This is a genomic window from Bradyrhizobium yuanmingense (genome assembly GCF_025200905.1).
Classification (GTDB): domain Bacteria; phylum Pseudomonadota; class Alphaproteobacteria; order Rhizobiales; family Xanthobacteraceae; genus Bradyrhizobium; species Bradyrhizobium yuanmingense.
Map to the genome: position 1 here is coordinate 974,157 of NZ_CP104173.1, position 24,355 is coordinate 998,511.

A 24,355-nucleotide genomic window follows, 5' to 3' on the forward strand; every position below is an offset into this window, starting at 1 on the left:
GTGGAAGAACATGCCTCAAATCTGGATGACATATGACGAGCTCGGCGCGCTTTGCGGCTGCGATGCTGTGGAGGCGAGGGACCGCGCGATCCATTTGTCGCTCGATCGTCGCAGGAGTCGCGACGGTGCCACGCGCGTCAAGCTCGATCTGGCGCTGACGGCCAAGTTCTTTGCATCCGTCCGCGAGGCGGATTTCGATCTCGACTGCGCCATTGAAGCGCTGCACGACACCCACCGGAAGATGGCCGAGCTCCTGGTTCCCTCCGAGCGTCACACGAGGCGCGGGGCGGCCTGAGCCGGCGCGTGATGCGCTTGCGATGGCTAATTCCCGCGAGCGTTGTCCCGAATCAGCATAAGCTCTGCGGTGGAATGTCCGGCAGTCCTCGGTGTTTTCATCGCGGGACCAACGAAATCCGCAGGAGGAAGTGCATGAGCAAAGCCGTGTGTCGACGGTCCGTGGCACTGTTGGGGGCATTGGCGCTGGTCGGAGGCGTCAGCGCGACGAGCGGAACGGCAGGTGCGGAGGTCGTGAAGCTGCGAGCGGAGCTCAAGGGAAGCAATGAAGTGCCGCCGAATAGCTCGACCGGGTCGGGCAAGGCGGAGGCGAGCTACAACACCGAAACGAAGGTCCTGACCTACCTCGTCACCTTTACCGGGTTGACGGGACCGGCGATAGGGGCGCATTTTCACGGCCCCGGCGAGGCCGGGAAGAATGCCGGCATCGCCCTGCCGTTCAAGACGGCGCAAAGCCCGATCGAAGGCAGTGCAACCCTCACCGAGGCGCAGGCGGCGGATCTGTTGGGCGGAAAATGGTACGCGAACATTCACACGGCCGCCAACCCAGGCGGTGAGTTGCGCGGCCAGATGATGAAGTAAGGACCGGGTCGCACGGTCGCTCCGCCGAGGCCATGCTCGCCGTTTCAGGCAGGTGGTCTGGGCAGGAACGCCAGGATCATCTGGGCGAGCATGACGCCCACGGTGCCGCCCGCCGCCTTCTGCAGCACGTCGAGAAAGCCTGGATCGCGATCGGGTATCAACGCTTGCATCAGCTCCAACCCCATGGCGACTGCGATGACGAGCGAGCAAGCCAGGCTAAACCGTCCCGGCAGCAGGAACGACAGCAGGAAGCCGAGCAGGCCATAGGCGCTGAAGCGCTCGATCACGACGATCCAATAGGCCTCGTGGTGACCCATGAGCGCAGGCCGGCCCGACAGCTTCGCCAGCGTGGCATAGGCGATCAGCGCCAGACAGATGCTTGCGGCTGCTATGAGGTGGTTCCTGCGCATGGCGCCAACATACAAGGTTGGTCGCCGCTCCGGTTCGAAAGCCGAAAACATCGTTAGAAAGTATCGTTAAAGCCTCTGGGGGCCGACCCGTCAGGCCACCAAAGCCTTAGCACCGGATGTCGCCGCATCCGGCTGCGCAGCCCGACGCGATTTGATGAGCTCATTGAATTTGGCGGCGGGCAGGGGCGGCGCAACCAGATAGCCTTGACCTTCCTCGACGCCGGAGGCGAGCAACGCGCGGAGCTGCTCCTCCGTCTCGATGCCTTCGGCGACCACGCTCATATTGAGGTCTTTCGCGAGCGCCACCAGCATCTCCACGATCGTGGTCGTCGATGCGTCCACCGTGATCGTGTCCACGAAGAACTTGTCGATCTTGATCGTATCGGCGCCGAGGCCCTTCAGCCGCGACAGTCCGCTATGGCCGACGCCGACATCGTCGATGGCGACGCGGAAGCCGCGGTCCCGCAGCTCGGCCACGACCGAAGCGGCGCGCGCGAGATCATCCAATTCATCGCGCTCGGTGATCTCGACCACGATCTGGCGCGCGGAGACGCGTGCCGTCAGAACCGTGCGCCGCAGTGTCTCGACGAAGCCGGCGCTCAGGAGGTGCTTGGGCACGACGTTCAGCGACAGCTTGAAATTCTTGTCGGCCCTGAGCAATGGCCTGAGCTCGGTGAGCGCCGATCCCAGGATCTGCCAGGTCATCGCCTGGATGCGTCCGCTGGATTCGGCGAGCGGAATGAAATTCATCGGCGGGACCACCGAGCCATCGCGGCGCAGCCAGCGCGCCAGAATCTCGCAGCCCTTGATCCGACCTGTCCGGAGGTCGAAGATCGGTTGGTAATATGGCATGAATTCGCCGGCTGTCAGCGCCCGGTCGAGATCGGCCACTGGCCCCTCCATGCGGCGGTTGCGTGCCAGCAGGATGCCGAAGATCGCGCCAAGTCCGAGCGCCACTGCAAGCGTTGGCCAATAGGCCTCGTTGTTCCAGCTCGACAGCACCGCGTCCTCGAGCCGGATCGTGGCATGAAGCGGGAGCCGAGCGGACGCTCGCTCGAAGCCGATCGGCGCCGGCAGAGACTTGCCGGCCTCGGTCTGGAATTCGCCAAGCTTCTCGCCATTGCTCAAGGCGAGGATCACCTGGCTGTGCGCGCGCAGCTCGGCCGGCATGATGTCGAACAGGCTGGCATTGACACCGACAATGGCGACCAGGGCGGAGTTGCCATTGACGTCCCTGAGCACGCCCAGGGCGTCGCCGCCGAACTGCTCCACGCGGAACAGGGAAAGCGTCTTGTCGCGCGAAGGCAGCATGTCGCGGCGATCCACCCATCCCTTGTCGAATTCGAGCGTCTCGGAATAGGCCGAGCAGATCACCGAGCCGTCCGGCTTGACGAGGCGGACGTCCTTGATCGCCGAGCGCTGGTAGACGTGCAGGCGGATGGCTTGCAGCGCCGCCGGCTCGCAGCTGGCGAAATTGCGCCGCGCGAGCTCGTCCAGGCTGCCCGCAGCGAAATCGACCGCAAGCTCCGATCGGCGCAGAACCACCTCGGTGAGCTCATTGAGCTGATGCGCCTGGTGCTGGCGAATAACGGCGCCAGCGGCGAAATGACCCGCCAAGGCGAACGCCATCGTGCTCGCAAGCACGAGTGCCACAAACGGGAGGTCTGGTCGCAGCACTCTCATCCGGCTCAGGCGAAAACAGGGCGGGGCGGAAATTCAAGCAAGGCGTGGAGATTGATCCTAGCCAGCGGGGGCTAAGATAGGGTTTAACGGAAAGACCGGCCCGAAGGGCCCCACCTGAGCAGTGCCCGGCCAATGGTCTGGCGGCTCGGGGTCAGAAACAAGCATGGAAAGTTGAGCAGTATGATCAGGACGTTAAGTCTCGTGATGGCGTTGACAATCGGGAGCTCTCTGGCCTCGGCGCAGGGGACCAAAGACACGCCATCGGGCACGCAATCCACCTCCGCGACGCGCAGTGGCACGGGCACGAATTCCGGATCCGACACGATGGGCGGCGCCTTCAAGGGAACGGGGACGCCCAGCTACGGAACCAGCCCAGGGATGGGGTCCCAGAAGAGGACGCAGAATTAAGTGTGGCGGCTGGCGGGGCACCGCCGGCAACCCGCTCAATCCACCTCACCGTCCAAGACGATGGCGGACCGGAACGACCCCGGGATAAGGGCGGCTGGCCCTATCGATGCGGGGCCGTTGGACTGCAGCGGCCGTACATGAAGCCGAGGCGAGCGCCGGCACTTCCAAGATCAGCTCTTCTTTGCCGGCTTCGACTTCAAGGAAAGACCAAGCCGCAACGCCATGCGCTTGATCGCATCGGGCGAGCGCCCGAGAGCTTTCGCTGCCTGCTCCAGCGAGGTTGAAGACTTGGCCAGCTCGATGAGCCGGCGATCTTCCTTGAACGACCAGGGCCTGCGCGCCATAACCGAAATGATCCTCTCGTCGACACAACGACAAAGCCGCCAAGCGGACCCATGTTCGCTCGACGGCTTTGCTTGGGTGGGGCCGGGCTTGGGGGAGCCCGGTGCGAGATGGATAAGCAATCGCCGAAAGTTCGCAACAAACAACGCGGGTTAAGCTAACCTCTCAACCTTACCGCGATGAAGTTGGTGCATGGCGCTCCGTAGAAGCACGGATGCTTCGTCAGAATTGTTGTCTGCGACGGCCGCCCGAAACGTTCGAGAAACATATCGGCCTCTCGTGCATATCGCAGCTGTGCCCGAAGGCAGCGCATCCGGCCGCTTCGTCCGAGGCGGCTGCCGCAGTGAACACGGGTTAACATCGCGGGCTGGATATCGCCCTCGAACGATGAGAGATTTCGTCATCCTCTGGGCTCGTGGTTCTCGCGACGGCCAAAATTCAAGCATCACGTTGCACAAACTTCATCTTCCTCTGACAAAACTTTCAGCGCCGATGATCTTGAAGTCGTCAGAACATCACGTTGAAATGTACCGGGAGGAGCGTTCCGATCATTGGGAACATTCCAAATGTTTGCAATTCTGGTTCTGATTTCGATTTTTGCAGCTGGCTTTTGCTGCGGCTACGGCGTGCGGGCATGGCGCTCGCGCAGGCGATCGGCACGATATCGTCTCTATGCGCCCTACACGCCGGCGGCGATGGGCGCCAAGCAGAGTGAGCATCCGTCGTAGGCGCACAGCCATGTGAGCGCACACTGATCCTGCCGTGCGGCCGGGTCGGATAACCATGCGCAGTTAGGTTAACGTGGTGCGGCGCTTGAGAGCTTTGGAAAGGCAACCTAGAACGTAGCAATTCATGGTGAGAGTTTAGCCGCCTGTATTTTCGCGGCTCGCATAGGTGGGCGTGAATGGCGTATTTGATTGCTTTGCTGGGCGCGACTTGCGTCCTCGTTTTGATCGCGTTTGTTCGTGGCTTTGAGCGGCGGCTGAAGGATCGTCCGGGGCCTTGGATCATGAACGAGGGCCCTGCGAATGACTGATCAAAGGCACAACGCGCCGCGCAGATACTTCGTCGATGCCCAAGGGCATCGCGTTCTGATCGGCCTGTCTCCGGAAGAGACGGCGGAGTTCGAAGCGCTGGATCTTGCATCGAACGAGACAGGGCAATTTACATCCGAGGTCCGCGTGCGAAAAGGAGCCGCTGCCGACGGCGAGATCCGCTGGCACGAGCTGTATTCCAAGCACGCGGGAGCTTGGCGGGCATGGATTGCACAAAGCCAGACCGCACGGGCGCCGGATTCAGGATTTGTTAACTACGTCTGACCGATGGTACCCGCCTGGATCTCGTATGTGGGATGGCCCGGATGTTTCAGCTGTTCCTGAGAGCGCGCGCACACAATCTTCTCGGCTCCCGCCGCGAGGACAAAACCTTCAAGGCCCGCTCGGCCGAGCGTGACGCGGAGACCGACCGCGGGCGGATCGGTGCCGTTTTGGCCGCGATCGAAACCGCCTTGCAGGAGGCGGAGAGGGAGCAGGCCGGGCTCAACCGGCGTGTCGACGATGCGCTTGCCCGTGCCTCCGTCACCTTCGGGAACGGCACCGACGAATATCTCGAGCGGGAGCCGCTCGACAATCATCATCAGGATCTCTTCGCGGCCGACATCTCGAACGGCCAGCGCCGGCTCAAGGAATTGGCGAGCAGCATCGCCCACTTGAAGTTCGTCAAGACGGCAATGCTCACGCGCTTTCCGGATTTCAAGCCGCCGCAGCTGAACAGCTAGGAGCGGTGATATTTCTGCGCGCTCTGCGGCCGTGCTTCGAGACGCGGCTCTGGAGCATGGTCCGAACAAGTGCGCAGTCACAATTCAGCGCGCTTTGCCGTTTGGCGCCTCGTTCCTTTTTGGTATGGTCCGGCAAGCATTCACCGAGTGAAGGAGCAACGACGTGCCGGTCAAGAATTTGCGGACATTGGTTGGGCTGGCATTCGCTTTGACATTGGCCGTGCCGGCGACGGCGTCGGCCATCACTGCCGAAGTGGCGCGGGCATGTGACGCCGCGGTGGCCAAGGCCTTTCCGCCCAGGCAGATCGGCAACCCCGCAGCGGGGAGTGCCAAGGGAACGGGCAAAGACCAGCGCGAGTACTTCCAGAAATGCGTCGCCAACAACGGCAAGGTCGACGACATGCCGGCGGATGCGCCAAAGGACAGCAAGCCGGCCAAATAGGAAACAAAGGCTGCGTTATCGCCGCGGCGGCGGGCAGGGCGAGTAGAACGCGCCGTTCGCCGCATTGATGCGCTCGACGCATTGGTTGGGATCGGTGATCGTCCCAGCGATGGTGAAGTCATAGCCCATGCCCCTGACCACCACGATGTAGCGGCCGGGCGCGAGCGTGAAGCCGTCTTGCTCCGGTTGCAGCAACAGCATTCTCGACTGGTCGTCGATCGGACCTACCTTGTAGGGGTAGGACATGCTGCGGATGACCCAGGAATCGCCGGCGCTGACCATGGTGGCTTTCCCGCTGGCATCGACGCCCATCGCTCGCGAGACTTTTGCGATCACCCGAACTTCGGTCCCGCTGGCGTCGATACCCCCGTCGGGCCTGAACACGATGAATTTGACGTCGCCGTCCATCAAAGTGGTCGCGCTCGGCGTGTTGATGGCGGCCGAGATCGCGACCCGCCGGTCCGGAATTTTTCCGGGAACCGGCTTCAGCTCGTGGAGCTGGCCCTCGCTCAAGGCGTAGACGCCGAACGTCGTCGGCAGGGGCATCGAGGGGTGCGCCGCCGGCGCCGGCTCCTTTGCGCCCTCCGGGGTTCGTTCAGCGGTCTCGCTGGCCGAGGGAGTCGGAATCGCGGCCGGCTGAGGCTCCGGGCTCTTGGCCGAACGTTCGGGCTGCGCCATCTGCGACGATGCCGTCAGTTGTGCCTTCAGCCGCGGCCAATAAACGACCGCGGTGCCGGCGCCAGCAACGAGCAGGAGGATCGCGGTCAATCGAACGAGAGACTTGAAAGCGCCGCTCCGTTTGGGTTGGTCGGGCGATCCTGGCGGTGCGGCAGGACGCCGCGGCGTCTCGGCAGCCATCGGAATGGCTGATGACGCCGAGGCAGCGAGCGTCGGAATGGGCGGGGGGACGGGAACGTTCGCCGGTGGAGAATTCGCCACGGGGACCGAGGCATCCCTGGTCGGTGAAGACTTCTCGCTTCGCTCAAAGGCGCGTTCGACCTCTCGAATGGCGCGTTCGAGGACTTGCTGGAGCTCTCGCGCTTCCCGCGCATCGGCGTGGGTGAATTGTTCCAGAAGCTTGACGCGAGCCAGCTCGTAGACGACATCCCGCATCTGCCTGGGGTCGCCGGAGACTTCGCGGATCCGCTCTGACAACAGGCGGACGAGCCCGGCCTTGATCTCTTGCGCCTGCGAGGCGTTGGCTGCGGTGTCGCCGGTCTCGGTCATCAAGAGCGATCAACTAGCCCGGATAGTGCTGTTTCGCTAGGCTTTTTCACCCGGATCGCGTCGGTTGCGGTGAAACACGCTGATGCTCCGGCCGCAAAGGTCCTGCGCGGTCGTTTCGTAGCGCTTGCTTTTGGGCGGAAACCTGTGACATTTCGACCGGCTCCTTCCTCCGGTGTGTGACCATGCGCGGCATTTTGACAGCAATCATGTTTTTGGCCTTTCTGGTTCAGTCTGCTTCTGCACAAGGGACCAAGGATCAGGCCAACACGACTAGCTCCAGCATCGTGACGACGACCGACAAAAAGAAGCAGACCACCCAGACTGCCTCGCGGCCTACGGCTGTCCGGAACGTGGGTAGCGGTTCTACCGGACAGGCGGCCCAAGGTGTCTGGAGGAATGGCAAGCTGATCGCGGTGCCTCGCTGAGGTCACCCGTACCGCGGTGAGGTCGCGCAACGAACCGTGATGCCGTCGTGAAGGAACGGTCTTCGCCTCCCTGACGTTCTTGCTCGGGAGATATCGCATGAAACGAATAGTCTTGATCACACTCGCCCTTGTGGTGCCTGCGGGCGCCTGGGCCCAGGGCGTCAGCGATCCGTCGACGCCCAACCGCAATGTGATCATCGTCAACCCGTCGCAGCCCGCGCGTCCCAACGCGACGCCGAATATCCCGAGCCGGATCGAGCCTCCCGTGACGACTTACGGACGGGCCCGGCCCTATCACGGGAATACAACCCGGGGCAGCGGGTCGAGCCGCCGTTACTAAAGCGTTTTCGAGCGAAGTAGATACCCCTTCGCGCGTCGTGGGCCTGCCTATTGCGGGTTGACTTCGACCTCCAGAGTCGACGTCCCGGGATCATGACGGTTCTTGCCCGAAATCAGCAGCGTGAACTTGTCGGCGCCTCGCGCTTCCCTTTCTGCCGAATAGCGAAAGCCGGACCCGACCACCGCCAATTGTCCCCGCGATGGCCCGCTCACGACCGACACGCTGAAGATCTGCATATAAGACCAACGCAGTCCCTGAATGCAGTCGGCGCCAGGCGCGATCGACATCGTCCATTTCACCGTGTCGTGCGACAGCGCGAACGGTGTCCGCTCCTTGATGCAGATGGGGCTGGCGTGAGCCGTGAGGGCGGACATGGCATACGCCGCAACGGCAACACGCAACAACGATACCAGGCTTGCACGCATTCTCGCCAACTCCATCGACAGATGCCGAAGTCTAGCAGCGATGGTCTAACGAGGCCTTAGAACGACGCTATTGTCCTTGCGGCGCTCATCCGATGCCGATCGCAGATAGGTCGATCATCGCTCGGCCTCTCTCCGGATCATGCCATACTAGACCTGTTTTGCCCGACGGATCAAGCCGGATTTCGGGAAATACGTAAGTCATTGATTCGGTTGGTGCCGGCTACTGTGCATGGGGTTGTTTTTCGCTTTTTGAAGGGACGGCCGCTGCGTTCCGAAAATGTTGCAATTGGCAGCCGCATCAGCTGAAGTTGCGGCTGCCGCTCGGCCCCATTGGAGTCATCGGAGTGCGACCCGTCCGCTGCAAGTCCCTGTCAGACCGCCGGAGACCGGCGCGTGCGCCGGTTCAGGCGGCCGTGGCGGCCGCTGTCGGATTGGCTCTTTACGCCTGCCCGCTCTCGTGCCGTGCGCAGACCGAGCCGGAGCCGTCCATCAACGACTATCTTCCGCCGAGCGAGCCGGAAGTCTCGCGCGACGAATGGCGGCAGCGCATCGAGGATGCGCGGCGCCGTGCCAAGGGGGTTGCGCGCGAGCGGCGCGAGCATCCGGAGCTCTACAAGCCGATTCCGGAAGATCCGGATATCGTCGCGACCGAACGTCTGCTTCGCGACGACAGCCTGCAGCGAGGCGACATCGTCGCCACCAAGAAGGGCATGTTCGTCTACCAGGGGCGATCCGATCAGCCGCGCCGCGATCAGGACTTCGTGCCGGTCAATCCGAAATCGGTCCGCTGATTTAGTACCGCCGCAAGATCTCGTTGAATCTGGGATCGGTCACTTTCGTCGTCTCCAGCAGCAGCGACTTGCCTTGCGGCGTTGCCTGCACATAGGCCGCGATCAGCAGCGGCTCGTAGCGCGAGCGGTTGGCCAGCGCCGACCGGATGTCGGATTGCGCCAGCAGCTTGATCTCCTCGTCGGTTGCCGCGGCGCTCGAGGTCACGGTGCGGACGCGTGAGAAGGCAACGTCGATCGGCACCGACCCGGTCAGGTACGACATCTTCACCGCAGGCGTGACCGCCTCGCCGGCCTGGGCCTGTAGCGTGCCGAGCGTGAGCCAGAGCGCCGGCCTGATCGGCGAAACTTTCAAGGCTGCCACGACAGCGGCTTGGGCCGTCTTGTTCTCGCTGGCCCTTCCGCCTGCCTCGGCCGACGGACGATGCAGAACGTCGGCGGCCATTGCCGCCGCATGATTTGCCAGGAGGTCGCCATCCCACGAAAAGGATGCCAGGCTGCCTGCCGCCGCGAGCTTGGCCTTGTCCGGCGGAATCTCGCCCGAGAACAAGTCGCTGGCGCGAAAGTTCGGCCGTACGAGATCGCCATAGAACGTCATGCCGGCGTGGAGCGCCAGCGCGATCGCGGTCAAGATGCCAATGGCGCGAAGCGTGATCACCGAAGTTGCGGCCTGAGCTTTCAAATTGCGAGAAGACTATCGCCTTGGATCGTCAACAGGGTCAAGTTGCCGGTCGCATAAGCGCCGGTGTCGATGTTGATGCGATTCGACCGGATATCGGGCGCGCTGACCGGCGTATGGCCGTGCACGACATATTTGCCGAAGCGCTCCTCGGAGGCGAGGAATTCCTCGCGGATCCAGAGCAGGTCCTCATCCTTCTGGCGATCGAGCGGGACGCCCGGTTTGACGCCGGCATGGACGAAGAAGAAGTCGCCGCAGGTAAAGGACGAGGGCAATTGCTGGAGGAAGGCGAGATGCTCCGGCGGGAGCGCACGTCTCAGTCCCTCGATCAGTTCGACCTGCTGCTCCGCGGAAGGGTTCATCGTCGGCGTGACGCCATAGGAGACCAGCGTCAGCAGGCCGCCATAGTGGCGCCACTCCTGCAGGCGGGTCGGGTCCTTGAGCACCTCGAGCAGGAAGACCTCGTGATTGCCCTTCAGACAGACCGTCTCGTGCGACTTCGAGCGTTCGATCAGGAGATCAAGAACGGCGCGTGAGTCCGGGCCGCGGTCGACATAGTCACCGAGAAAGACCTGAATGGCGCGTTGCGGCGCCGAGCGGGCCAAGTCGGCGTCGATCACGGTTAACAGCGATTGAAGCAAGTCGGCGCGGCCATGCACGTCGCCGATCGCATAGACGCGGACGCCATCGGGAAGCCGCGGCTTGGTCTTCTTGCGAAAGCGGGAGGAAAGGCCCATCGGGTCGGTCGAATCGCATCCAGCGTCACGAGCGGAAGTCGTGACCGCTCTTAGCAGAACAAGTCACACATCGGTATTCTTAATTGTTTCCAATCGATGAGCCCGCATTTTGATTAAAGCCTCGCGTGGCCTTTGAGCCGTATTTCAAGAGGTCTCGCGTAGCGTCTCCCCAACAAGAACGGGGAGCGCGACATGCGCAAAGTTGTGAAGTTCCTGGCGGCCGTCGCCGCCATCGTCGTTGCTGCGGGGGTGCAGCAGAAAGCGGAAGCCGCCTTCGTCGGGGCGCCCCTGGGGCTGCGTGGTGCCATCCACTACATCAAGTTCGACCAGCCGACGCTGCCGCCGATGGCGTTCACGCTCTTCTGCCTGAAGTACAAGGACGAGTGCAGGCCGCGGCCGCAGCGGATCGTCTTCCGGGGCGGCCGCCTGAAGCTGACGGCCGAGCGCATGGCGCAAATGCAAGAGGTCAACCAGCGGGTCAACACCGCGATCCGTCCCGAGGCCAATCTGGAAGGGCTGCGCGGCGAGAAATGGCTGCTGCATCCGGCAAGCGGCGACTGCAACGACTATGCCGTGACAAAACGCCACGATCTGATCGCCAAGGGCTTTCCGGCGCGCTCGGTGCTGCTGAGCGAGGTCGTGACCAGCTGGGGCGAGCATCATCTCGTGGTCGTGGTGCGCACCTTCTCCGGCGATCTCGTGCTGGACAATCTCTCCGGCCACATCATGCCGTGGTCGAAGAAGCCCTATCGCTGGGTCCGCATTCAGTCGCCCAAGAATCCGAACTACTGGGCCTCGCTCGGCGACCGCGCGGTCTGATCACCCGCGCGCTATCGTGATCCGGATTGGCTGACGCTCTGCGATAGCCCCAGTCCCAAGATCACCGAAAGGCAAAGGATTGCTGCCGGGTGCAGCAATCCGGGACCGGCAAAGCTCTGAACCAGCGCAAACAGGACGCAGGCCGCGGCCGCCGCCGGAAAGAACGAGTCGCGTCCGCGCTGCAGGGCGCCGACGAACAGGCGGACCAAAGCGAGCAGGCTCACCGCGATCATGGCGACCAAGCCGACCCAACCCATCCCCGCGAACACCGATGTGGCCGCCGAGGGCGCCGTCAGGACGGCGCCGGCATCGCTCTGATAGATCCTGCCCACCGCAGGAAAAGTCCCGGCACCGGCGCCGAACCAGCGTGTATCGGCCAGCATGCGCTCGAGGGCGGCCTTGGTCTCGGTCCCCATCTCCGGAACGAGCCGTAGGAGGATCGGTCCGGAATTCTTTTCGAAGAGGAAGGTCAGCACGATCGCCGCGCCGATCAGGGCTGCCACCGACAACGCGCTCGCGGCCAATGGCGACAGATCCAGTCTGCGGATCACGAGGATCAGCAGGATCAGCACGACGCCAAAGGTCGCCGCGATGGCGCTGTTGGTCCCGGACAGCCCAAAGATCGCGGCGGCACTGACCAAGGCTCCGACCAGACCGCAAAGTCCGATCGCGACCGAGCGAACGATCGAATGATGCGTCTCCGCCCGTTCAGCGGCGAGCTGCATCACCGCCAGATTGAGCATGAGGCCGAGCCCGGCCAGGCTCGTCGTGAGGTCATGGGGGACGGATCCGGCAAGCGCCGGCGAGAGCCGATGCAGGTCCAACATCAAGGCGGAGATCGCGGTTACGCCGCTCAGCACGAACAGAACCAGCTCGGCACGGCCGCGGTTGCGGACCACCAGGATCGCGACGCCAAGCAATGAGATCGCGGCCAGCGCCAGCAGCAGCGCATTCACCGTCAAGCCGATATCGGCCGTGATCGGCCCGAGCGACAGGCCACCGATTATCTCGTGAGCGCTGGCCCAGATCGGATGCGCAACGCGCAGCGGAAGCGGAGCGAGCTGGGCCGCGATGCACAGCGGAATGGCGAGCAGAATCCAGCGGCCCCAGGAGGTCGCACGAAGATAGTGCTCGTAGTCGGCCTTGCGCGAGCTCGAGGCCGCGGCCAGCAGGCCTAGCGCTGCGGCGATCGACCCCAGCTGCGCGCCCAATGAGGCGCCGGCGATTTCGAGAGCGGAAGCGGAAACGATGGAGACGATGAGGGCAAAATAAGCGAGGGACAAACGGCGCGCTCGAAGCGAATCCTGAAACGGTCAGGTCACCATACAAGCGGGCGGTGCGTTTTCAAACAGAGGCTTGCGTTGCGATCAGCGCGTGGCCTTGACCGGCCGACCGAAGACGCGGGTGGCGCGTGCGGCGGCAAGGGCAAAGCGCGCCCCCGAGCCGAAGAGGTAACCGCCTTGGAGGGCGATGGCGGCGAACGCCGCAGCCTTTATGCCGTCAAGGAAGCCCAGGCTGGTCATCATGCTGACCGGCAGCATGGTGAGCACCAGCGCAAATGTGACCGGCAGGAGCACGAACACGCGAAAGCGTTGGCCCAGCACGGCACCTGTGAGAAAGCTGAAAATCAAAAAGGCGGTCATCCGAAACACTCTCCGTGCTCCGGACCCTAGATTCCCCGCCTAAAAAGACCCTTAAGTTGTATGGCTAAATTTAGCCTATTGGCCGCAATTTGCCAGCAGCGCATGATAGGCCTCCCGCAGCCCGTTGAGCGCCACCATACCCTTGATCTCGCTGTCGCCTTCCCTGACCACCACGGACAGGGAGGCCGTCGTCTGCCACTTTCCGGCAGCAAAGGCCGAGACCTCGTCGGGCAACAGCACGGCTGCTCCCGCGGCCGCCATGCTTCCCTCGAAGCTCAGGGTGCCGCCGCCGCTCGCCGCGATGGTCACCTTGGGGCGGCTCCGGGGCGGGAAGGGCCGGATCAAGGCCACCAGCACATCGACCTTGCCCTTCGGGGCGCAGCGCACGATCAGGCCGGCGAAGTCCGGGTCCGATTGGGTGGTGTCGGCAGTCTTCATGATGGCCGCGAAGCTCTCGCCGTCCTTGGCCCCTTGGGTCCGGGTGAATTTCCAGACGGACGTGGATGCAGGGGCGGCGACCTCAATAACGGCGCCGCGGCACAACGACCCCGCGCTGCCAAGGCAGGGGACAGCGGCGCGATCGGCGGCGCCAAAGAGGGAGCCCGCCAACAGCGGGATCAGAAGGAGGCCAGACACGGGGTTCCTATCCTTAACAAAAGCCTTGCACTCGACACACTACGCCTCGACAGGGGCTCATTGCCCTCTGACCGGGCACACGAAATACAACAAATGGTCACAAAGACTTAAACCAAGCCCCAAAGAGTGGCCTGCACGCAACACTGGCCGACGGATCGCTCCGTTAACCACCGGGAACCCTTGTCGCACCACCCCCTAGGCCGTACCAATTCACGTCACTTGAGGACCCACGGGCGCGATTCATGTCATCTATTGCCAAGACCTATGTGTTGAAGCCAGCTTTTCTGCTGGCCGCTTTAGCGCTCGGGGCCTGCTCGACCAATCCCGGCTCGGGACCGCTCACCGACGACGTCAACAACAAGATCCAGACGGAAAACGCGCCGGCCTACGAGCTGGTGCCGCTCAATCCGGCGACCGTGAAGATCCTGCACACCCATGAGCCCAAGGGCCTTGCAGGCGTGTTCACCGACCGCCGCCCGCCTGCCAGCATCGTGTTCGGCATCGGCGACGTCGTCAGCGTCACCATCTTCGAAGCCGCGGCGGGCGGTCTGTTCATCCCGGCGGAAGCCGGTGTCCGCCCGGGTAACTATGTGACGATCCCGGATCAGTCGGTCGATAATGACGGCTTCATCACCGTGCCCTATGCCGGCCAGATCAAGGCCGCAGGCCTGACCGCGGTCCAAATCCAGCGCGCGATCGTCGAGAGGATCGGCAACCGCGCCATCGAGCCGCAAGCGGTCGTGGCGATGTCCTCGCAGCGCACCCAGCTGATCAGCGTGCTCGGCGAGGTCAATTCGCCCGCGCGTTATCCCGCGAGCGCGGCGGGCGCGAAGGATCGCGTGCTCGATGCGATCACCCGCGCCGGCGGCATCAAGGGCCAGGGCTTCGAGACCTGGGTCATGCTGGAGCGTGGCGGACGGCGGGCCACCGTGCCGTTCGAGAATCTCGTGATGGCGCCCGAGAACAACGTCTATGTGCGGCCCGACGACAGCATCTACGTCTATCGCGAGCAGCAGAAGTTCCTGGCGTTCGGCGCCAGCGGCCAGAGCGGCGAGTTCAACTTCGACGCCTGGCGCATCAATCTCGGCGAAGCGGTCGGCAAGGCTGGCGGTCTCCTGGACGGCCAGGCCGATCCGGCGGCCGTTTATCTCTATCGCCGCGAGCCGCGCGAGGTTGCGGCCCAACTCGGCATCGACGTGAGCAAGTACACCTCGGAGACGATCCCGGTCATCTTCAACGTGAACTTCCGCGATCCCGGCGGCTTCTTCCTCGCCACCAAGGTCATGATGAAGAATGGCGACATCATCTACGTCTCGAACTCGCGCAACGTCGAAGTTGCCAAGTTCCTGAACTACCTGCGTGTGATCATGGCGACCGGCTCGGATGCCATCAATGTCAGCAACGATGCGCTGATCTTCCGCAACAACATCAAGCTGGCGCCGTAAGACGCCGACTTGATCGACCAAATCGATGGCACCGGGGCTTTGTCCCGGTGCCATTTTCGTTTAGGAATCGAGGCGGTTCTGCTGCGCCGACAAGCCCGGGATCTGGATCAAGGCGCCACTCGGCACGGGCGCGCCGGTCATCGGTCACCCCGCGGCTTTGCAAGGGGCTTCATGCGCTTTCGAACATTTTGCCGTCTTCTGGCTCTCGTCCCGCTTACCTTCGCGCTTGCACCGGTCGGGCCGGTGCTCGGCGCTGCCGCAGAGATGGGCGTCCGCCATCGCATCGATGTGATGGTTTCCGCTGAGCCGGATGCTCCCGTCCTGTCGCGCCTCAAGGGCGCCAGGGGCGAGCTGTCCTTCACGGTTCGCCTCTCGGCGAACTCCAAGGAGAGCAAGTTCTTCGGGATGCTGCGCCCGTCCTTCCCCGACATCGTCGTACCCGATGGCCCGGGCAAGCCACTGGTGCAGCAGACCAAGCTCTGGGAGGAGGATGTCTGCCATCAGCGCCGCGGCCTGCCGAAGGTTACCGTGACCCAACTCGGCGGGCATTTTGCGCAAGGGGAGGGGCGGATCGAGATTTCCGCCATCAACCGGCACATCGGCGTCCTGGTCCCGCCAGACGAATTAACCCCCGGAATAAAACTCGATCAGGGGAGTGATAGCTTTGGATTATTCTACGCATTCCGAGCGCAGAGCCGGAACAGCCGCCTCAACGTGGATCTGAAGATCTATCCGATCGATTGCTTCCTCTAAGCCCAAGAGCAAAGCTCGCAAGACATAACGATGCGCCTTCGGCTTCCCAAGATTCGCTGGTCATGGAGCCTACCCGCGGTCTTCATCCTGTTCTTCGTGGCCGCCGGCGCGCCGTTTCCGTTCGGCTCGACCAATGATCTGTCGATCGCGTTCTGGTGCCTGTGTCTCGGCATCGCGGTGATCTTCGCGCCGACGCGCGATCTGCGCAGGCCGCATCTCTGGCTGCTTGCGGGCATCGGCGTGATCGTTGCCGCCTATGCCTTCGTGCTGCACGAGCAGCTTTCCGATCATCCCTTCCTCGCGCCGTTCCAGCCGATCTGGAAGCAGGCCTCGGATCTGCTCGGCGTGCCGATCGCCCCGTCCGCTTCCATCGTCAAGAACGAGGCGTTCTTCGCGCTCGGCGCGCCGCTTGCCAACATCCTCGCCATCGTGCTCGGCATCACCGTCGGCGCCGATCGGATGCGCGCGCGCCGCCTGCTCTGGGTGATCGCGATCTCGGGCGCGGCCTACGCGCTCTATGGCGTAGCCTCGTTCCTGATCGAGCCGACCATGATCCTGTGGCGGGACAAGACGGCCTATCTCGGCAGCGTCACCGGCACCTTCATCAACCGCAACACGGCGGCGGCCTATTTCGGCTCCTGCGCGGTGATCTGGATGCTGCTGATCCTGGAGGACGTCCGTCGCCGCCTGCCGGAGCGGCACATCGAGTGGCGGCGCCTGTCGCTCGACCTGCGCGCGATCCCGCCAAGAGAGATCCTGCCGCAGCTTAGCTGCCTGCTGATCTGCCTGATGGCGATGTTCATGACGACCTCGCGCGCCGGCGTCGGCCTGTCGCTGCTGGCGATGATCGTCGCCTTCACGCTGTTCCTGCGCAAGGACCTGCCGCCGCGCACGGGCATCTGGATCTCGCTCAGCTCCGGCGCCGCCGTCGCGCTCGGCCTGTTGCAGCTGCTCGGCGGCCGCGTTTCCAGCCGCTTCGACAGCCAGGGCCTGGTCGACGAGGGCCGCATCGAGGCCTGGAAATCGACGCTGCGGATCATCGCCGACAATCCCTGGTTCGGCACCGGCATGGGCACCTTCCAATGGGCCTTCCCGCCGTACCGCAGCCCCAACATCTCGATTCGCGGTGTCTGGGATGCCGCGCATTCGACGCCGCTGGAGCTTGCCTCCGAGGTAGGCATCCCCATGGCGCTGCTCGTGGCGCTCGGCTGGGTCATCATGCTGCTCGTTCTGGCCATGGGCGTGTTCGGGAGGCGGCGCGATGCCATCATCCCGCTAGCGGCAGCGGCGACCGCGACGCTATCCCTGCTGCACTCGTGCCTCGACTTCACGCTCCAGGTGCCCGGCTACAGCATTCCGTTCTTTGCGCTTTTCGGCGTCGGCTTGGCCCAGTCTTTCTCAAGCCGGGAGGCCCCTGCCATTGCGGACGCCGGCGCCGTGGCGCCGCGAGGCGAGGGCCGCTCCGCAACCGTGCCTCCAGCCCCGCGCGCTCAGCCCGAGCTTTACAAAACTGTCTAGATTTGAAGCAGTTGCGCTGTTTACGAAGTTTTTAGTATAAATAGACAGCCCTTCTTTCTTTCGCTAGGTTCTTGCACTGCACAGCCATTTTGCCCGGGCCGAGGAAGCAGATCGGGGCAGCTGATTTTTTGGAGGTTGTTTTATGAGCGTTATCAGAAATGCGCTTCGCATGGCTGCCGCCGCGGCGCTTGCCGCCACGATCACATCGGCCGCCAACGCCGCCATTTACCCGCCGCAGCGCCAACTGCCGGCCATCGTAATTTCCGAGTTCAAGGCTTCCCCCAATAGCCTGCTGCAGCAATATCCGACCGGCGGCCCGCAGCTGATCTCGCGCGTGCGCGACCTCGGCGCCTCCGATCCGACCACGCTGCCCGGCCTGATCGCTCTTCTGAAGGATCCTGCGACCACCAAGGACCAGATGAACGCGATCGTCGCCGGCCTTGCACAGGTCGCCCGTATGGCCGCGCAGCAGGACCAAGCCTATGCCAATGAGATCCAGACGGCGATTGCCGGTACCGGCAACCCCGACGTGATTGCCGCCTACCAGGCAGCGACCGGCGACGTCGCAATCGCCGCAGCCGGCGGCGGCGCAGGCGGTGGCAGCGGTTCAGGCGGACCGACGGGCAACGGCTTCCCCACCGGCGGTGGGGGCGGCGGTATTGTCGTGTTCGGCAACAACACGACGCCCAACAACGGCTCCGGCATCGGCAGTGGGTCCGTTGGCGGCACCACTGTCAATCAGGTAAGTCCACGCTGAGCCGTGGATCAGTGAAGTCCTTGTGAAACTTCCTGTAGCAGAGCGGCGCCATCGAGCGCCGCTTTTACGTTCGGGGTCGTTAACGTTCACGCGAATTGTCCGGTGAAAGCCGCGTTGCGCTGCATCAACGGCGTTCAAGTTCAGATGACCCTGTGCTACTTTACGTACAGCGACGGAGCAGGGGGCTTGCTTCCGAGGCCTGGAGGCAATGGCCAAGCCTCCAATCAAGCCTCTATTCCTAAATATGCAGATCGCCGGATTGATTTCAGGAATCGATAGATGTTGCAGGTGAACAAGCCGACCTCGGAGATCAACCATGATTTCGCCGAGGCCGACGGCTCTGCGTCGGAGACGCTGACCTCCTATCTCGACATCATCCGCCGCCAGTTTCCGACCATGGTCGCGATCGTCTCGGCCTGCGTGATCCTGGCGCTACTCTATCTCTTCACCGCCGCGCCGCAGTTCACCTCCGACGCCTCGATGGTGATCGACACTCGTAAGGTACAGCTGTTCCAACAACAATCCGTGCTCGGAGACATTGCGGTTGATGCGGCCACTGTTGAGACTCAGGTCGAGATTCTCAAATCAGAGAACATCAGTCTCGCTGTGATCCGCGACCTTCGTTTGATCGAGGATCCCGAATTCACACGTAACGGCGGGGGGGTGCTCGGTGCCACTCTCGATTTCGTCTCGGCTCTGATATCCGATGGCCGCCCACTCTCTGAGTTTGAACTGACTCGCAAAGCGTTGGAGCGATTTGAAAAGAACCGTACCATAAAACGACTGGGTATGACCTACGTAATGGAGATCGGTTTCACATCTCTTGATCCGGTGAAGGCTGCCAGGATCTCCAACGCGATCGCAGATGCATATATCGTTGACCAACTTGAGGCGAAATACCAGGCAACTCGCCGTGCCAGTGTCTGGCTGCAGGACCGCATCAAGGAGCTGCGTACCCAAGCCTCCGCTGCGCAGAAAGCAGTCGTGGATTTCAAGATTGCTAACAACATCGTGGACAGCGGCGGGCGGCTGATGAATGAACAGCAGCTAGCTGAGGTCAACAGTCAGCTCGTAATAGCGCGTGCGGCCACCGCTGAGGCCAAGGCACGGCTTGACCGCATGAACGACATCTTGAAGCAAGAGATTCCTGATGCAAACGTTGCAGACGCGCTGAAGAACGAAACGATTGTCAAGCTGCGCGCGCAATATGTCGATATGGCCTCTAAGGAGTCGATCTGGGCAGCGAAGTACGGCCATGACCACTTGGCAGCCGTCAACCTGCGACGCATGATGGCCGAGATCAAGAAGAATATTACGGACGAACTGAAGCGAATCCAGGAGTCCTACAAAAGCGATTATGATATCGCCGTAACACGCGAGGAAAGTGTCAAGGGAAGTCTCGCCAACGTTGTCTCAGAATCTCAGCTTACGAGTCAGGCGCAGGTCCAGCTCCGTGAACTGGAAAGCAACGCGCAATCCTATCAAGCCATGTACGACAACTTCTTGCAGCGCTACATGGAGAGCGTGCAGCAGCAGTCTTTTCCGATCACGGAAGCGCGGGTGATCAGCGCGGCAACGACGCCACTCAAGAGCACTTATCCAAAGCCTCTGATCATCCTCGCGGCTAGCCTACTCGGTGGGTTGATGTTGAGCTTCGGCGTTGCCATTGTGCGCGAGTTCACCGACAGAGTGTTTCGCACCACTAGTCAGGTTGAAGATCTATTGCGTGCCAACTGCATCGGCATCCTGCCGGCCCTCGGGGCGACCGTACCTGCTGGCGCTAAGCTAGGCCGTCGCAAAGGCAATCCCCAGCCTGATCTTCTGCGACACGTCGTCGAGCATCCATTGTCGCGGTTTGCTGAAGGCATACGCTCCCTGAAGGTCGCAGTTGACCTTAATTCCGTCGTGCGCGAGAACCGAGTGCTGGCGGTTACCTCCACGCTCCCCAATGAGGGCAAGAGCACGCTCTCCACCAATCTCGCGCAGCTGATCGCGCATTCCGGCTCTAAGGTGATTCTCATCGACTCCGACTTGCGCAACCCGTCACTCTCGCGCGCGCTGGTGCCGACAGGTGCGGTGGGCTTGGTCGACGTGATCGCACAGAAGGCGCGGCTTATAGATGCCATTACTGTCGATCCGCAGACCGGACTTGCCGTGTTGCCTGCGGGCGGCACCTCCAAGTTGCTGCACACGAATGAGATCTTGGCGTCAAAGGCAATGCATGCGTTGGTGACGCTGCTTCGGTCGCAATATGACTACGTCGTGCTGGACATGCCACCGATGGCCCCGGTCGTGGATGTACGCGTTACCTCATTGTTCGTCGATTCCTATATCTTTGTTGTGGAGTGGGGCAAGACGGGTATTGACGTTGTGAAGCACAATCTGATGAGCGCGCCTGAGATTCACGATAAGCTTCTTGGCGTCGTCTTGAATAAGGCCGATACTAAGGCGCTGTCGCGCTACGAGTCCTATCACGGGCGTTACTACTACCAGAAATACTATGCCCGGTATGGGTATGTGGAGTGACTGGAATAGCGATTGGCGGGCGTGGAATTTCTGCCTGCGTTTCGCCCTGCTGCTGTGTGGGATAACCGCTTCGTGGTGGGCTGCGACGGTCTGGCCAGAGATCGCGAGGGCCCACCCCTTGAGCAGCGCGGCTAACCGAATCCTCCGCGACGATAAGTTCAAGTCGGGGATCCTGGCTAACTTGCCAACAATGCAAGACTTCTCGGCTGACCGGCCGACCGTCCTCGCAACTCTTGCCCGTGCGACGGCGATCATTAAGCTGCGCGATAGCGAAGAGTCGTTGCAGCGTGCCGCAACAGCGAGCGGCGATCGCGAACTCGCTGCGGCGGATGATGCGGTTCGCTTCTCGTTGACACGTAATCCGGCGGACGCCCTGCTTTGGCTATGGCTGTTTCGGCTAGACAACGATCGCAAAGGATACGAACATTCACATCTTGCCTTCTTGGAGCGGTCGTATGCTGCAGGTCCGCGCGAGGGTTGGATCTCGCTCCGGCGCAATCGGATGGCATTGATGGTGTTCGATCAGCTCAGTGAAAATATCCAAAATACGATCGTAGCAGAATACGCTGGAATGGTAGATGCAGGGTTCTTCCGTACCGCCGCTCTTAACTTGGCTGGTCCGGGTTGGGTAACGAAGGATCGGTTGTTGGCCGGGCTAGCTCAAGTCGATCTGGCATCTCGGCAGGCTCTGTCGAGGCAATTCAGCCGAGAGGGTGTTCAGATCACCGTTCCCGGCGTTCCTGAAGAGGAGTACCGGCCTTGGCGGTGATTGCGCAAGCAGTTGAGATGAACGAGCCAGATCTAATCTATCGAAGGAAGTTTTTCAGGTGTTTCATGCTTGGTTTGGCGGTGTTCTTAGTCGGCAACAGCCAATGCCGAGCTCAGAGTGATTTCTCAAGGATCACGAATGTTGGGCCGGCCGAGAGATCAAATAGCCCGGTAGTTCGTGACTCTCTAGGACGCGTGTGTCTGCGAATACAGGCTGCGGGGAAGGCGCATGTGGTCAATCCGAACATGATTGACCACATAGTGAGTGTTAAGAACGAATGTTCGAGATCGATAACCGTTCGAGCGTGCTATGCCGGTTCGGACCGCTGCAATGAGCTTAATGTCGGACCTTACCAGAGGGTAGACACCATATTAGGCACGATGTCTAAGGTTGGTTTCTTCAGATACACGATCTCGCAGAAATAGCTCTATCGGATTTGAAGAAGGGAATGCTTCAACTCACTCGTCGTGAGTGAGTCTCAGCGCCGATCTAGTATGGTTTAGATAAATGCATCATCCGAACGCTCGCTCCCCAACTAGAAGCTTTGACGGTGCATCCTATCTTCTGGTCATGCTTTTGAGTGTTACCCTCTCTGGATTAGCAGCAAACGTGGTTCTTACTGTGGGAACCAGCATAAAAGGTTTTGCGGCGATACCATATGTCAATCTGAGCACGACATTCGCAGCGATCCTCGTGCAGGCGTACTATTTTCGTCGGCTAAGCGGTAACCTGCATGGCCCTTTGGGCTTCGTCTATGTTCTCAATTTTGCCTTCGTGATCCTAGCGCTGATCATCGGGCTACTCTACGAAAACAGTCTGATACATATTTTAGCCTGGACATGCTATTTCCTCATCAATGTGGTGTCATTGCTGATTCAAGGATCTATGAATCGTTACGAAGTCTCCGAACGTCACTTTCTTAATGTTCTTTGCATCGTTTCACTTCTCATTGTAGCTGGAAAGCTTTCCACTAAGTTTTTGGATATGTCGGCATCAGTCGATAACGTGATGCTGCTGACCATGGCGGTTTTTTTTCTTGCCGCATCGGTACCCTTATCCTATCGGCTTTTTGGAATTTTGTTGCTGGTTTCCTCGCTGGTTGGCTTCACGAGCGAAGGCAACTTTCGTCTCGAAGGCAATCGAGCCGGCTTCTTAGCGATCTACGTCGGACTGACAGTCGCGGCTTTGTGTCGAGGAAAGCATCTGCGTTTAGTGCCCCTGGCCTTAATTCCAGTTGTCTTCTATATCGCGGCTTTGTCGCTCGACCGCTCCGTGGTCAATGGGATCTCTTCGCGCAATATTAGAGAAGCAATCCTTTTGATCCAAGGGGATGACATATCACACCATGTTGCTACTCTGCAGCGCTTCTACGAAGTTGATAAGGTGCTCGAAGATCTCGATGATCAAGGAGATCCATCCTATATATTCGGACTTGGACTGGGTCGGACAATCAACATGTCCTCTTCGCTTGACGAATCTGTGCAGGGAGCGTCCATCACCGGCGCCGACAAGGTAAACAATATTCATTTCCTATTGTTTGCGCTTCTTCATAAATTCGGAGTCGTCGGGATCATGGCTCACGCATTCATGTGGGCTATGGTGGCGCGGTACTTGTTTCACCTGTCGCTTCACCGGATGGGTCGGTTTCCCACGTTTGGCTTCATCTATCTGTTTGTCTGCATCACTTACTCGAGCTCGGCATCGATTACCTATTTTAGTAGCCCATATATCGGCATTCTATTTTCGGTTGTCGAGTTCAGCTTTGTGCGTTCGCGTCGCGCTGCGCCATCCCCATTTCGATCAATGGCCACGAGCCGTTTTCTGGCTCGAGGGCAGAACTAAGTGACGTCAAACATCTTCCAATTAGTCATATGCTCAAAAAGATAATCAGTTCCTTGAGAGCTCCTGACCCCGCACAAACCGCTTCAGCTGTTCAAACCGCTTCCTGCCCAATAGTCTGAGCAAGTTCTGACGCGTTATGCTGCGAAACTGCGAGCGAGCATTGTTGGTCAGGCTTGTGATCGACAATTGATCCGGGCGGACCAGTTGCATTTGCTCAATTGAGAAAACGGGTTTGCCGCTGATCCGAGCGATCTGAACTGCTTGGCTGAACTCACTTTCAATAAATAGCCGAGCACTGGATTCTTTATAGAAGTTGCCCTTAAACGAGCCGTGAGAGGCGAGAAGCTGCCGCGTCTTCATGTCCGGCAAATCCAACATGATCAGCCTATCGTACTGTATTCCATGCCGGGCTAGCCAAGTCTCCGTTTGGCTCCTGTACTTTTCAAGCCGGCTTGTGACCAATGCTCCGATACGCTTACGCGGCGTATGCAATGCGGGCGCTGAAAGCAAAAACTCGATGTAGTTAGCGCCATCGTCATTCTGTCTATCGGTTGGATCGTGACATAGCACCCCATCGATATCGACACATGCTTCAGCGAGCAGCGGGTGATTCATAATATTCCATTCAAAGAAGCGGGGTTGAGGAACCTGCTCAAGGATTGTGACGGAAAAATCCAATCCCGCTTCACCATAAGCTGCACAATAGGTAAAACGCTTGTTGGGCCAAGCCCGCTCAAGAAGCACCCTAGCTTCTGCCATCGAGCCGCCAGATGCAACGCTATCATCGAAAACGAGAGCGTGACGGCAGTCCGCGACGGTTATGTCCAATGATGGCACGCGGCGGGTACGTCCAGCGGAAAGTACTCTACCTTCGCAGAAACCCTGTACATCTGCCAGAGGCAACTGTTTAGCTAGGGCAACGAGGGCAGCCGCCATCAATCCGCTACGTGGAATACCGACGACGATGTCCAGATCGTCTGGCAGTCTGTGCAATGAAGACACAATTAGCTTCTGAAGATCTGACACTGATCGAAACTGCACGACTTTCTCCTTTAGCGCACCAGGCAACAAGATATGCAATCGAAGCA

27 protein-coding genes are annotated in these 24,355 nt (G+C 60.9%); 16 read left to right on the top strand and 11 right to left on the bottom strand.

Translation table 11 applies throughout. The features are described 5' to 3' along the window. Window positions 1-10 precede the first annotated feature (10 nt). Both N2605_RS04670 and N2605_RS04675 read left to right on the top strand, forming a co-directional pair. Complete coding sequence (locus tag N2605_RS04670; protein WP_036011293.1) at window positions 11-295, top strand: hypothetical protein; 285 nt, start codon at window positions 11-13, stop codon at window positions 293-295. 134 nt (window positions 296-429) lie between these two features. Continuing rightward, on the top strand, window positions 430-876 hold the full coding sequence (locus N2605_RS04675) for a CHRD domain-containing protein (protein ID WP_036026578.1): 447 nt from the start codon (window positions 430-432) through the stop codon (window positions 874-876). 44 nt (window positions 877-920) lie between these two features. On the opposite strand, the gene N2605_RS04680 is transcribed toward N2605_RS04675, so the two are convergent. The 3 genes from N2605_RS04680 to N2605_RS04690 form a co-directional block, all read right to left on the bottom strand. Beyond that, the gene (locus N2605_RS04680) at window positions 921-1,286 is read right to left on the bottom strand and encodes a VanZ family protein (RefSeq protein ID WP_036011287.1); all 366 of its coding nucleotides are present in this window, start codon (window positions 1,284-1,286) and stop codon (window positions 921-923) included. Window positions 1,287-1,376: 90 nt separating this feature from the next. Further along, window positions 1,377-2,969, bottom strand: a complete 1,593-nt coding sequence (locus N2605_RS04685; protein WP_425248835.1) for an EAL domain-containing protein — start codon at window positions 2,967-2,969, stop codon at window positions 1,377-1,379. A gap of 578 nt (window positions 2,970-3,547) precedes the next feature. After that, the gene (locus N2605_RS04690) at window positions 3,548-3,721 is read right to left on the bottom strand and encodes a hypothetical protein (RefSeq protein WP_167361675.1); all 174 of its coding nucleotides are present in this window, start codon (window positions 3,719-3,721) and stop codon (window positions 3,548-3,550) included. A 1,026-nt stretch (window positions 3,722-4,747) separates the two neighbouring features. On the opposite strand from N2605_RS04690, the gene N2605_RS04695 reads away from it, so the two are divergent. The 3 genes from N2605_RS04695 (at window position 4,748) to N2605_RS04705 (ending at window position 5,938) form a co-directional block, all read left to right on the top strand. Further along, on the top strand, window positions 4,748-5,038 hold the full coding sequence (locus N2605_RS04695; protein WP_036011277.1) for a hypothetical protein: 291 nt from the start codon (window positions 4,748-4,750) through the stop codon (window positions 5,036-5,038). Window positions 5,039-5,079: 41 nt separating this feature from the next. Beyond that, a complete protein-coding gene (locus N2605_RS04700) occupies window positions 5,080-5,496 on the top strand; it encodes a hypothetical protein (RefSeq protein WP_036011274.1) in 417 nt (138 codons plus the stop codon). A 163-nt stretch (window positions 5,497-5,659) separates the two neighbouring features. Further along, entirely contained in the window at window positions 5,660-5,938 is a 279-nt protein-coding gene (locus N2605_RS04705; RefSeq protein ID WP_225112340.1) for a hypothetical protein, read from the top strand. Window positions 5,939-5,953: 15 nt separating this feature from the next. On the opposite strand, the gene N2605_RS04710 is transcribed toward N2605_RS04705, so the two are convergent. After that, window positions 5,954-7,165 carry a hypothetical protein gene (locus N2605_RS04710; RefSeq protein ID WP_260345946.1) on the bottom strand — a complete coding sequence of 404 codons (1,212 nt, stop codon included), beginning with the start codon at window positions 7,163-7,165 and terminating at the stop codon, window positions 5,954-5,956. Window positions 7,166-7,347: 182 nt separating this feature from the next. Here N2605_RS04710 and N2605_RS04715 point away from each other — a divergent pair, with 182 nt between their 5' ends. Together N2605_RS04715 and N2605_RS04720 are read left to right on the top strand one after the other, a co-directional pair. After that, a complete protein-coding gene (locus tag N2605_RS04715; RefSeq protein WP_225185670.1) occupies window positions 7,348-7,590 on the top strand; it encodes a hypothetical protein in 243 nt (80 codons plus the stop codon). Window positions 7,591-7,687: 97 nt separating this feature from the next. Then, on the top strand, window positions 7,688-7,930 hold the full coding sequence (locus N2605_RS04720) for a hypothetical protein (RefSeq protein WP_128262894.1): 243 nt from the start codon (window positions 7,688-7,690) through the stop codon (window positions 7,928-7,930). A gap of 47 nt (window positions 7,931-7,977) precedes the next feature. On the opposite strand, the gene N2605_RS04725 is transcribed toward N2605_RS04720, so the two are convergent. Continuing rightward, the gene (locus N2605_RS04725; protein WP_225142431.1) at window positions 7,978-8,355 is read right to left on the bottom strand and encodes a hypothetical protein; all 378 of its coding nucleotides are present in this window, start codon (window positions 8,353-8,355) and stop codon (window positions 7,978-7,980) included. Between the two features lie 413 nt (window positions 8,356-8,768). Here N2605_RS04725 and N2605_RS04730 point away from each other — a divergent pair, with 413 nt between their 5' ends. Continuing rightward, window positions 8,769-9,146 carry a hypothetical protein gene (locus N2605_RS04730; protein WP_225185669.1) on the top strand — a complete coding sequence of 126 codons (378 nt, stop codon included), beginning with the start codon at window positions 8,769-8,771 and terminating at the stop codon, window positions 9,144-9,146. A gap of 1 nt (window position 9,147) precedes the next feature. Here the strand turns inward: N2605_RS04730 and N2605_RS04735 are convergent, their stop codons facing one another. Both N2605_RS04735 and N2605_RS04740 read right to left on the bottom strand, forming a co-directional pair. Then, entirely contained in the window at window positions 9,148-9,801 is a 654-nt protein-coding gene (locus N2605_RS04735; protein ID WP_036035501.1) for a hypothetical protein, read from the bottom strand. A gap of 20 nt (window positions 9,802-9,821) precedes the next feature. Then, window positions 9,822-10,559, bottom strand: coding sequence for a metallophosphoesterase family protein (locus N2605_RS04740; protein WP_057026183.1), 738 nt, complete (start codon window positions 10,557-10,559; stop codon window positions 9,822-9,824). A 192-nt stretch (window positions 10,560-10,751) separates the two neighbouring features. Between N2605_RS04740 and N2605_RS04745 the strand changes: the two genes are divergently transcribed. Next, a complete protein-coding gene (locus N2605_RS04745; RefSeq protein ID WP_057026184.1) occupies window positions 10,752-11,378 on the top strand; it encodes a transglutaminase-like cysteine peptidase in 627 nt (208 codons plus the stop codon). Between the two features lie 11 nt (window positions 11,379-11,389). Here N2605_RS04745 and N2605_RS04750 read toward each other — a convergent pair whose 3' ends face one another. The 3 genes from N2605_RS04750 to N2605_RS04760 form a co-directional block, all read right to left on the bottom strand. After that, the gene (locus tag N2605_RS04750; RefSeq protein WP_225142435.1) at window positions 11,390-12,661 is read right to left on the bottom strand and encodes a hypothetical protein; all 1,272 of its coding nucleotides are present in this window, start codon (window positions 12,659-12,661) and stop codon (window positions 11,390-11,392) included. An 84-nt stretch (window positions 12,662-12,745) separates the two neighbouring features. Continuing rightward, window positions 12,746-13,021: a hypothetical protein gene (locus tag N2605_RS04755; RefSeq protein ID WP_225112347.1), complete on the bottom strand. Its 276-nt coding sequence runs from the start codon at window positions 13,019-13,021 to the stop codon at window positions 12,746-12,748. 75 nt (window positions 13,022-13,096) lie between these two features. Continuing rightward, complete coding sequence (locus tag N2605_RS04760) at window positions 13,097-13,657, bottom strand: hypothetical protein (RefSeq protein ID WP_225142437.1); 561 nt, start codon at window positions 13,655-13,657, stop codon at window positions 13,097-13,099. A 242-nt stretch (window positions 13,658-13,899) separates the two neighbouring features. Between N2605_RS04760 and N2605_RS04765 the strand changes: the two genes are divergently transcribed. The 7 genes from N2605_RS04765 (at window position 13,900) to N2605_RS04795 (ending at window position 23,267) form a co-directional block, all read left to right on the top strand. After that, the gene (locus N2605_RS04765) at window positions 13,900-15,102 is read left to right on the top strand and encodes a polysaccharide biosynthesis/export family protein (RefSeq protein WP_225128234.1); all 1,203 of its coding nucleotides are present in this window, start codon (window positions 13,900-13,902) and stop codon (window positions 15,100-15,102) included. A gap of 9 nt (window positions 15,103-15,111) precedes the next feature. Continuing rightward, window positions 15,112-15,855: a hypothetical protein gene (locus N2605_RS04770; RefSeq protein WP_260345949.1), complete on the top strand. Its 744-nt coding sequence runs from the start codon at window positions 15,112-15,114 to the stop codon at window positions 15,853-15,855. Window positions 15,856-15,885: 30 nt separating this feature from the next. Further along, complete coding sequence (locus N2605_RS04775) at window positions 15,886-17,373, top strand: O-antigen ligase family protein (protein ID WP_260345950.1); 1,488 nt, start codon at window positions 15,886-15,888, stop codon at window positions 17,371-17,373. 169 nt (window positions 17,374-17,542) lie between these two features. Continuing rightward, window positions 17,543-18,130 (top strand): hypothetical protein, encoded by a 588-nt coding sequence (locus N2605_RS04780; RefSeq protein WP_225185666.1) that lies wholly within the window; start codon window positions 17,543-17,545, stop codon window positions 18,128-18,130. Between the two features lie 279 nt (window positions 18,131-18,409). Next, window positions 18,410-20,656: a polysaccharide biosynthesis tyrosine autokinase gene (locus tag N2605_RS04785; protein ID WP_225185665.1), complete on the top strand. Its 2,247-nt coding sequence runs from the start codon at window positions 18,410-18,412 to the stop codon at window positions 20,654-20,656. A 118-nt stretch (window positions 20,657-20,774) separates the two neighbouring features. Continuing rightward, window positions 20,775-21,425, top strand: a complete 651-nt coding sequence (locus N2605_RS04790) for a hypothetical protein (protein ID WP_260345952.1) — start codon at window positions 20,775-20,777, stop codon at window positions 21,423-21,425. Window positions 21,426-21,932: 507 nt separating this feature from the next. Then, the gene (locus N2605_RS04795; RefSeq protein ID WP_225185663.1) at window positions 21,933-23,267 is read left to right on the top strand and encodes a hypothetical protein; all 1,335 of its coding nucleotides are present in this window, start codon (window positions 21,933-21,935) and stop codon (window positions 23,265-23,267) included. 45 nt (window positions 23,268-23,312) lie between these two features. On the opposite strand, the gene N2605_RS04800 is transcribed toward N2605_RS04795, so the two are convergent. Then, entirely contained in the window at window positions 23,313-24,308 is a 996-nt protein-coding gene (locus N2605_RS04800) for a phosphoribosyltransferase (protein WP_225185662.1), read from the bottom strand. Between the last annotated feature and the right edge of the window lie 47 nt (window positions 24,309-24,355).

What these genes read in the sequence shown, in the direction of transcription:
- N2605_RS04670 (WP_036011293.1), top strand. Translation starts at nt 11, where the DNA reads ATGCCTCAAATCTGGATGACATATGACGAGCTCGGCGCGCTTTGCGGC.
- N2605_RS04675 (WP_036026578.1), top strand. Translation starts at nt 430, where the DNA reads ATGAGCAAAGCCGTGTGTCGACGGTCCGTGGCACTGTTGGGGGCATTG.
- N2605_RS04680 (WP_036011287.1), bottom strand. Translation starts at nt 1,286, where the DNA reads ATGCGCAGGAACCACCTCATAGCAGCCGCAAGCATCTGTCTGGCGCTG.
- N2605_RS04685 (WP_425248835.1), bottom strand. Translation starts at nt 2,969, where the DNA reads ATGAGAGTGCTGCGACCAGACCTCCCGTTTGTGGCACTCGTGCTTGCG.
- N2605_RS04690 (WP_167361675.1), bottom strand. Translation starts at nt 3,721, where the DNA reads ATGGCGCGCAGGCCCTGGTCGTTCAAGGAAGATCGCCGGCTCATCGAG.
- N2605_RS04695 (WP_036011277.1), top strand. Translation starts at nt 4,748, where the DNA reads ATGACTGATCAAAGGCACAACGCGCCGCGCAGATACTTCGTCGATGCC.
- N2605_RS04700 (WP_036011274.1), top strand. Translation starts at nt 5,080, where the DNA reads ATGTTTCAGCTGTTCCTGAGAGCGCGCGCACACAATCTTCTCGGCTCC.
- N2605_RS04710 (WP_260345946.1), bottom strand. Translation starts at nt 7,165, where the DNA reads ATGACCGAGACCGGCGACACCGCAGCCAACGCCTCGCAGGCGCAAGAG.
- N2605_RS04715 (WP_225185670.1), top strand. Translation starts at nt 7,348, where the DNA reads ATGCGCGGCATTTTGACAGCAATCATGTTTTTGGCCTTTCTGGTTCAG.
- N2605_RS04720 (WP_128262894.1), top strand. Translation starts at nt 7,688, where the DNA reads ATGAAACGAATAGTCTTGATCACACTCGCCCTTGTGGTGCCTGCGGGC.
- N2605_RS04725 (WP_225142431.1), bottom strand. Translation starts at nt 8,355, where the DNA reads ATGCGTGCAAGCCTGGTATCGTTGTTGCGTGTTGCCGTTGCGGCGTAT.
- N2605_RS04740 (WP_057026183.1), bottom strand. Translation starts at nt 10,559, where the DNA reads ATGGGCCTTTCCTCCCGCTTTCGCAAGAAGACCAAGCCGCGGCTTCCC.
- N2605_RS04745 (WP_057026184.1), top strand. Translation starts at nt 10,752, where the DNA reads ATGCGCAAAGTTGTGAAGTTCCTGGCGGCCGTCGCCGCCATCGTCGTT.
- N2605_RS04755 (WP_225112347.1), bottom strand. Translation starts at nt 13,021, where the DNA reads ATGACCGCCTTTTTGATTTTCAGCTTTCTCACAGGTGCCGTGCTGGGC.
- N2605_RS04765 (WP_225128234.1), top strand. Translation starts at nt 13,900, where the DNA reads ATGTCATCTATTGCCAAGACCTATGTGTTGAAGCCAGCTTTTCTGCTG.
- N2605_RS04775 (WP_260345950.1), top strand. Translation starts at nt 15,886, where the DNA reads ATGCGCCTTCGGCTTCCCAAGATTCGCTGGTCATGGAGCCTACCCGCG.
- N2605_RS04780 (WP_225185666.1), top strand. Translation starts at nt 17,543, where the DNA reads ATGGCTGCCGCCGCGGCGCTTGCCGCCACGATCACATCGGCCGCCAAC.
- N2605_RS04785 (WP_225185665.1), top strand. Translation starts at nt 18,410, where the DNA reads ATGTTGCAGGTGAACAAGCCGACCTCGGAGATCAACCATGATTTCGCC.
- N2605_RS04795 (WP_225185663.1), top strand. Translation starts at nt 21,933, where the DNA reads ATGCATCATCCGAACGCTCGCTCCCCAACTAGAAGCTTTGACGGTGCA.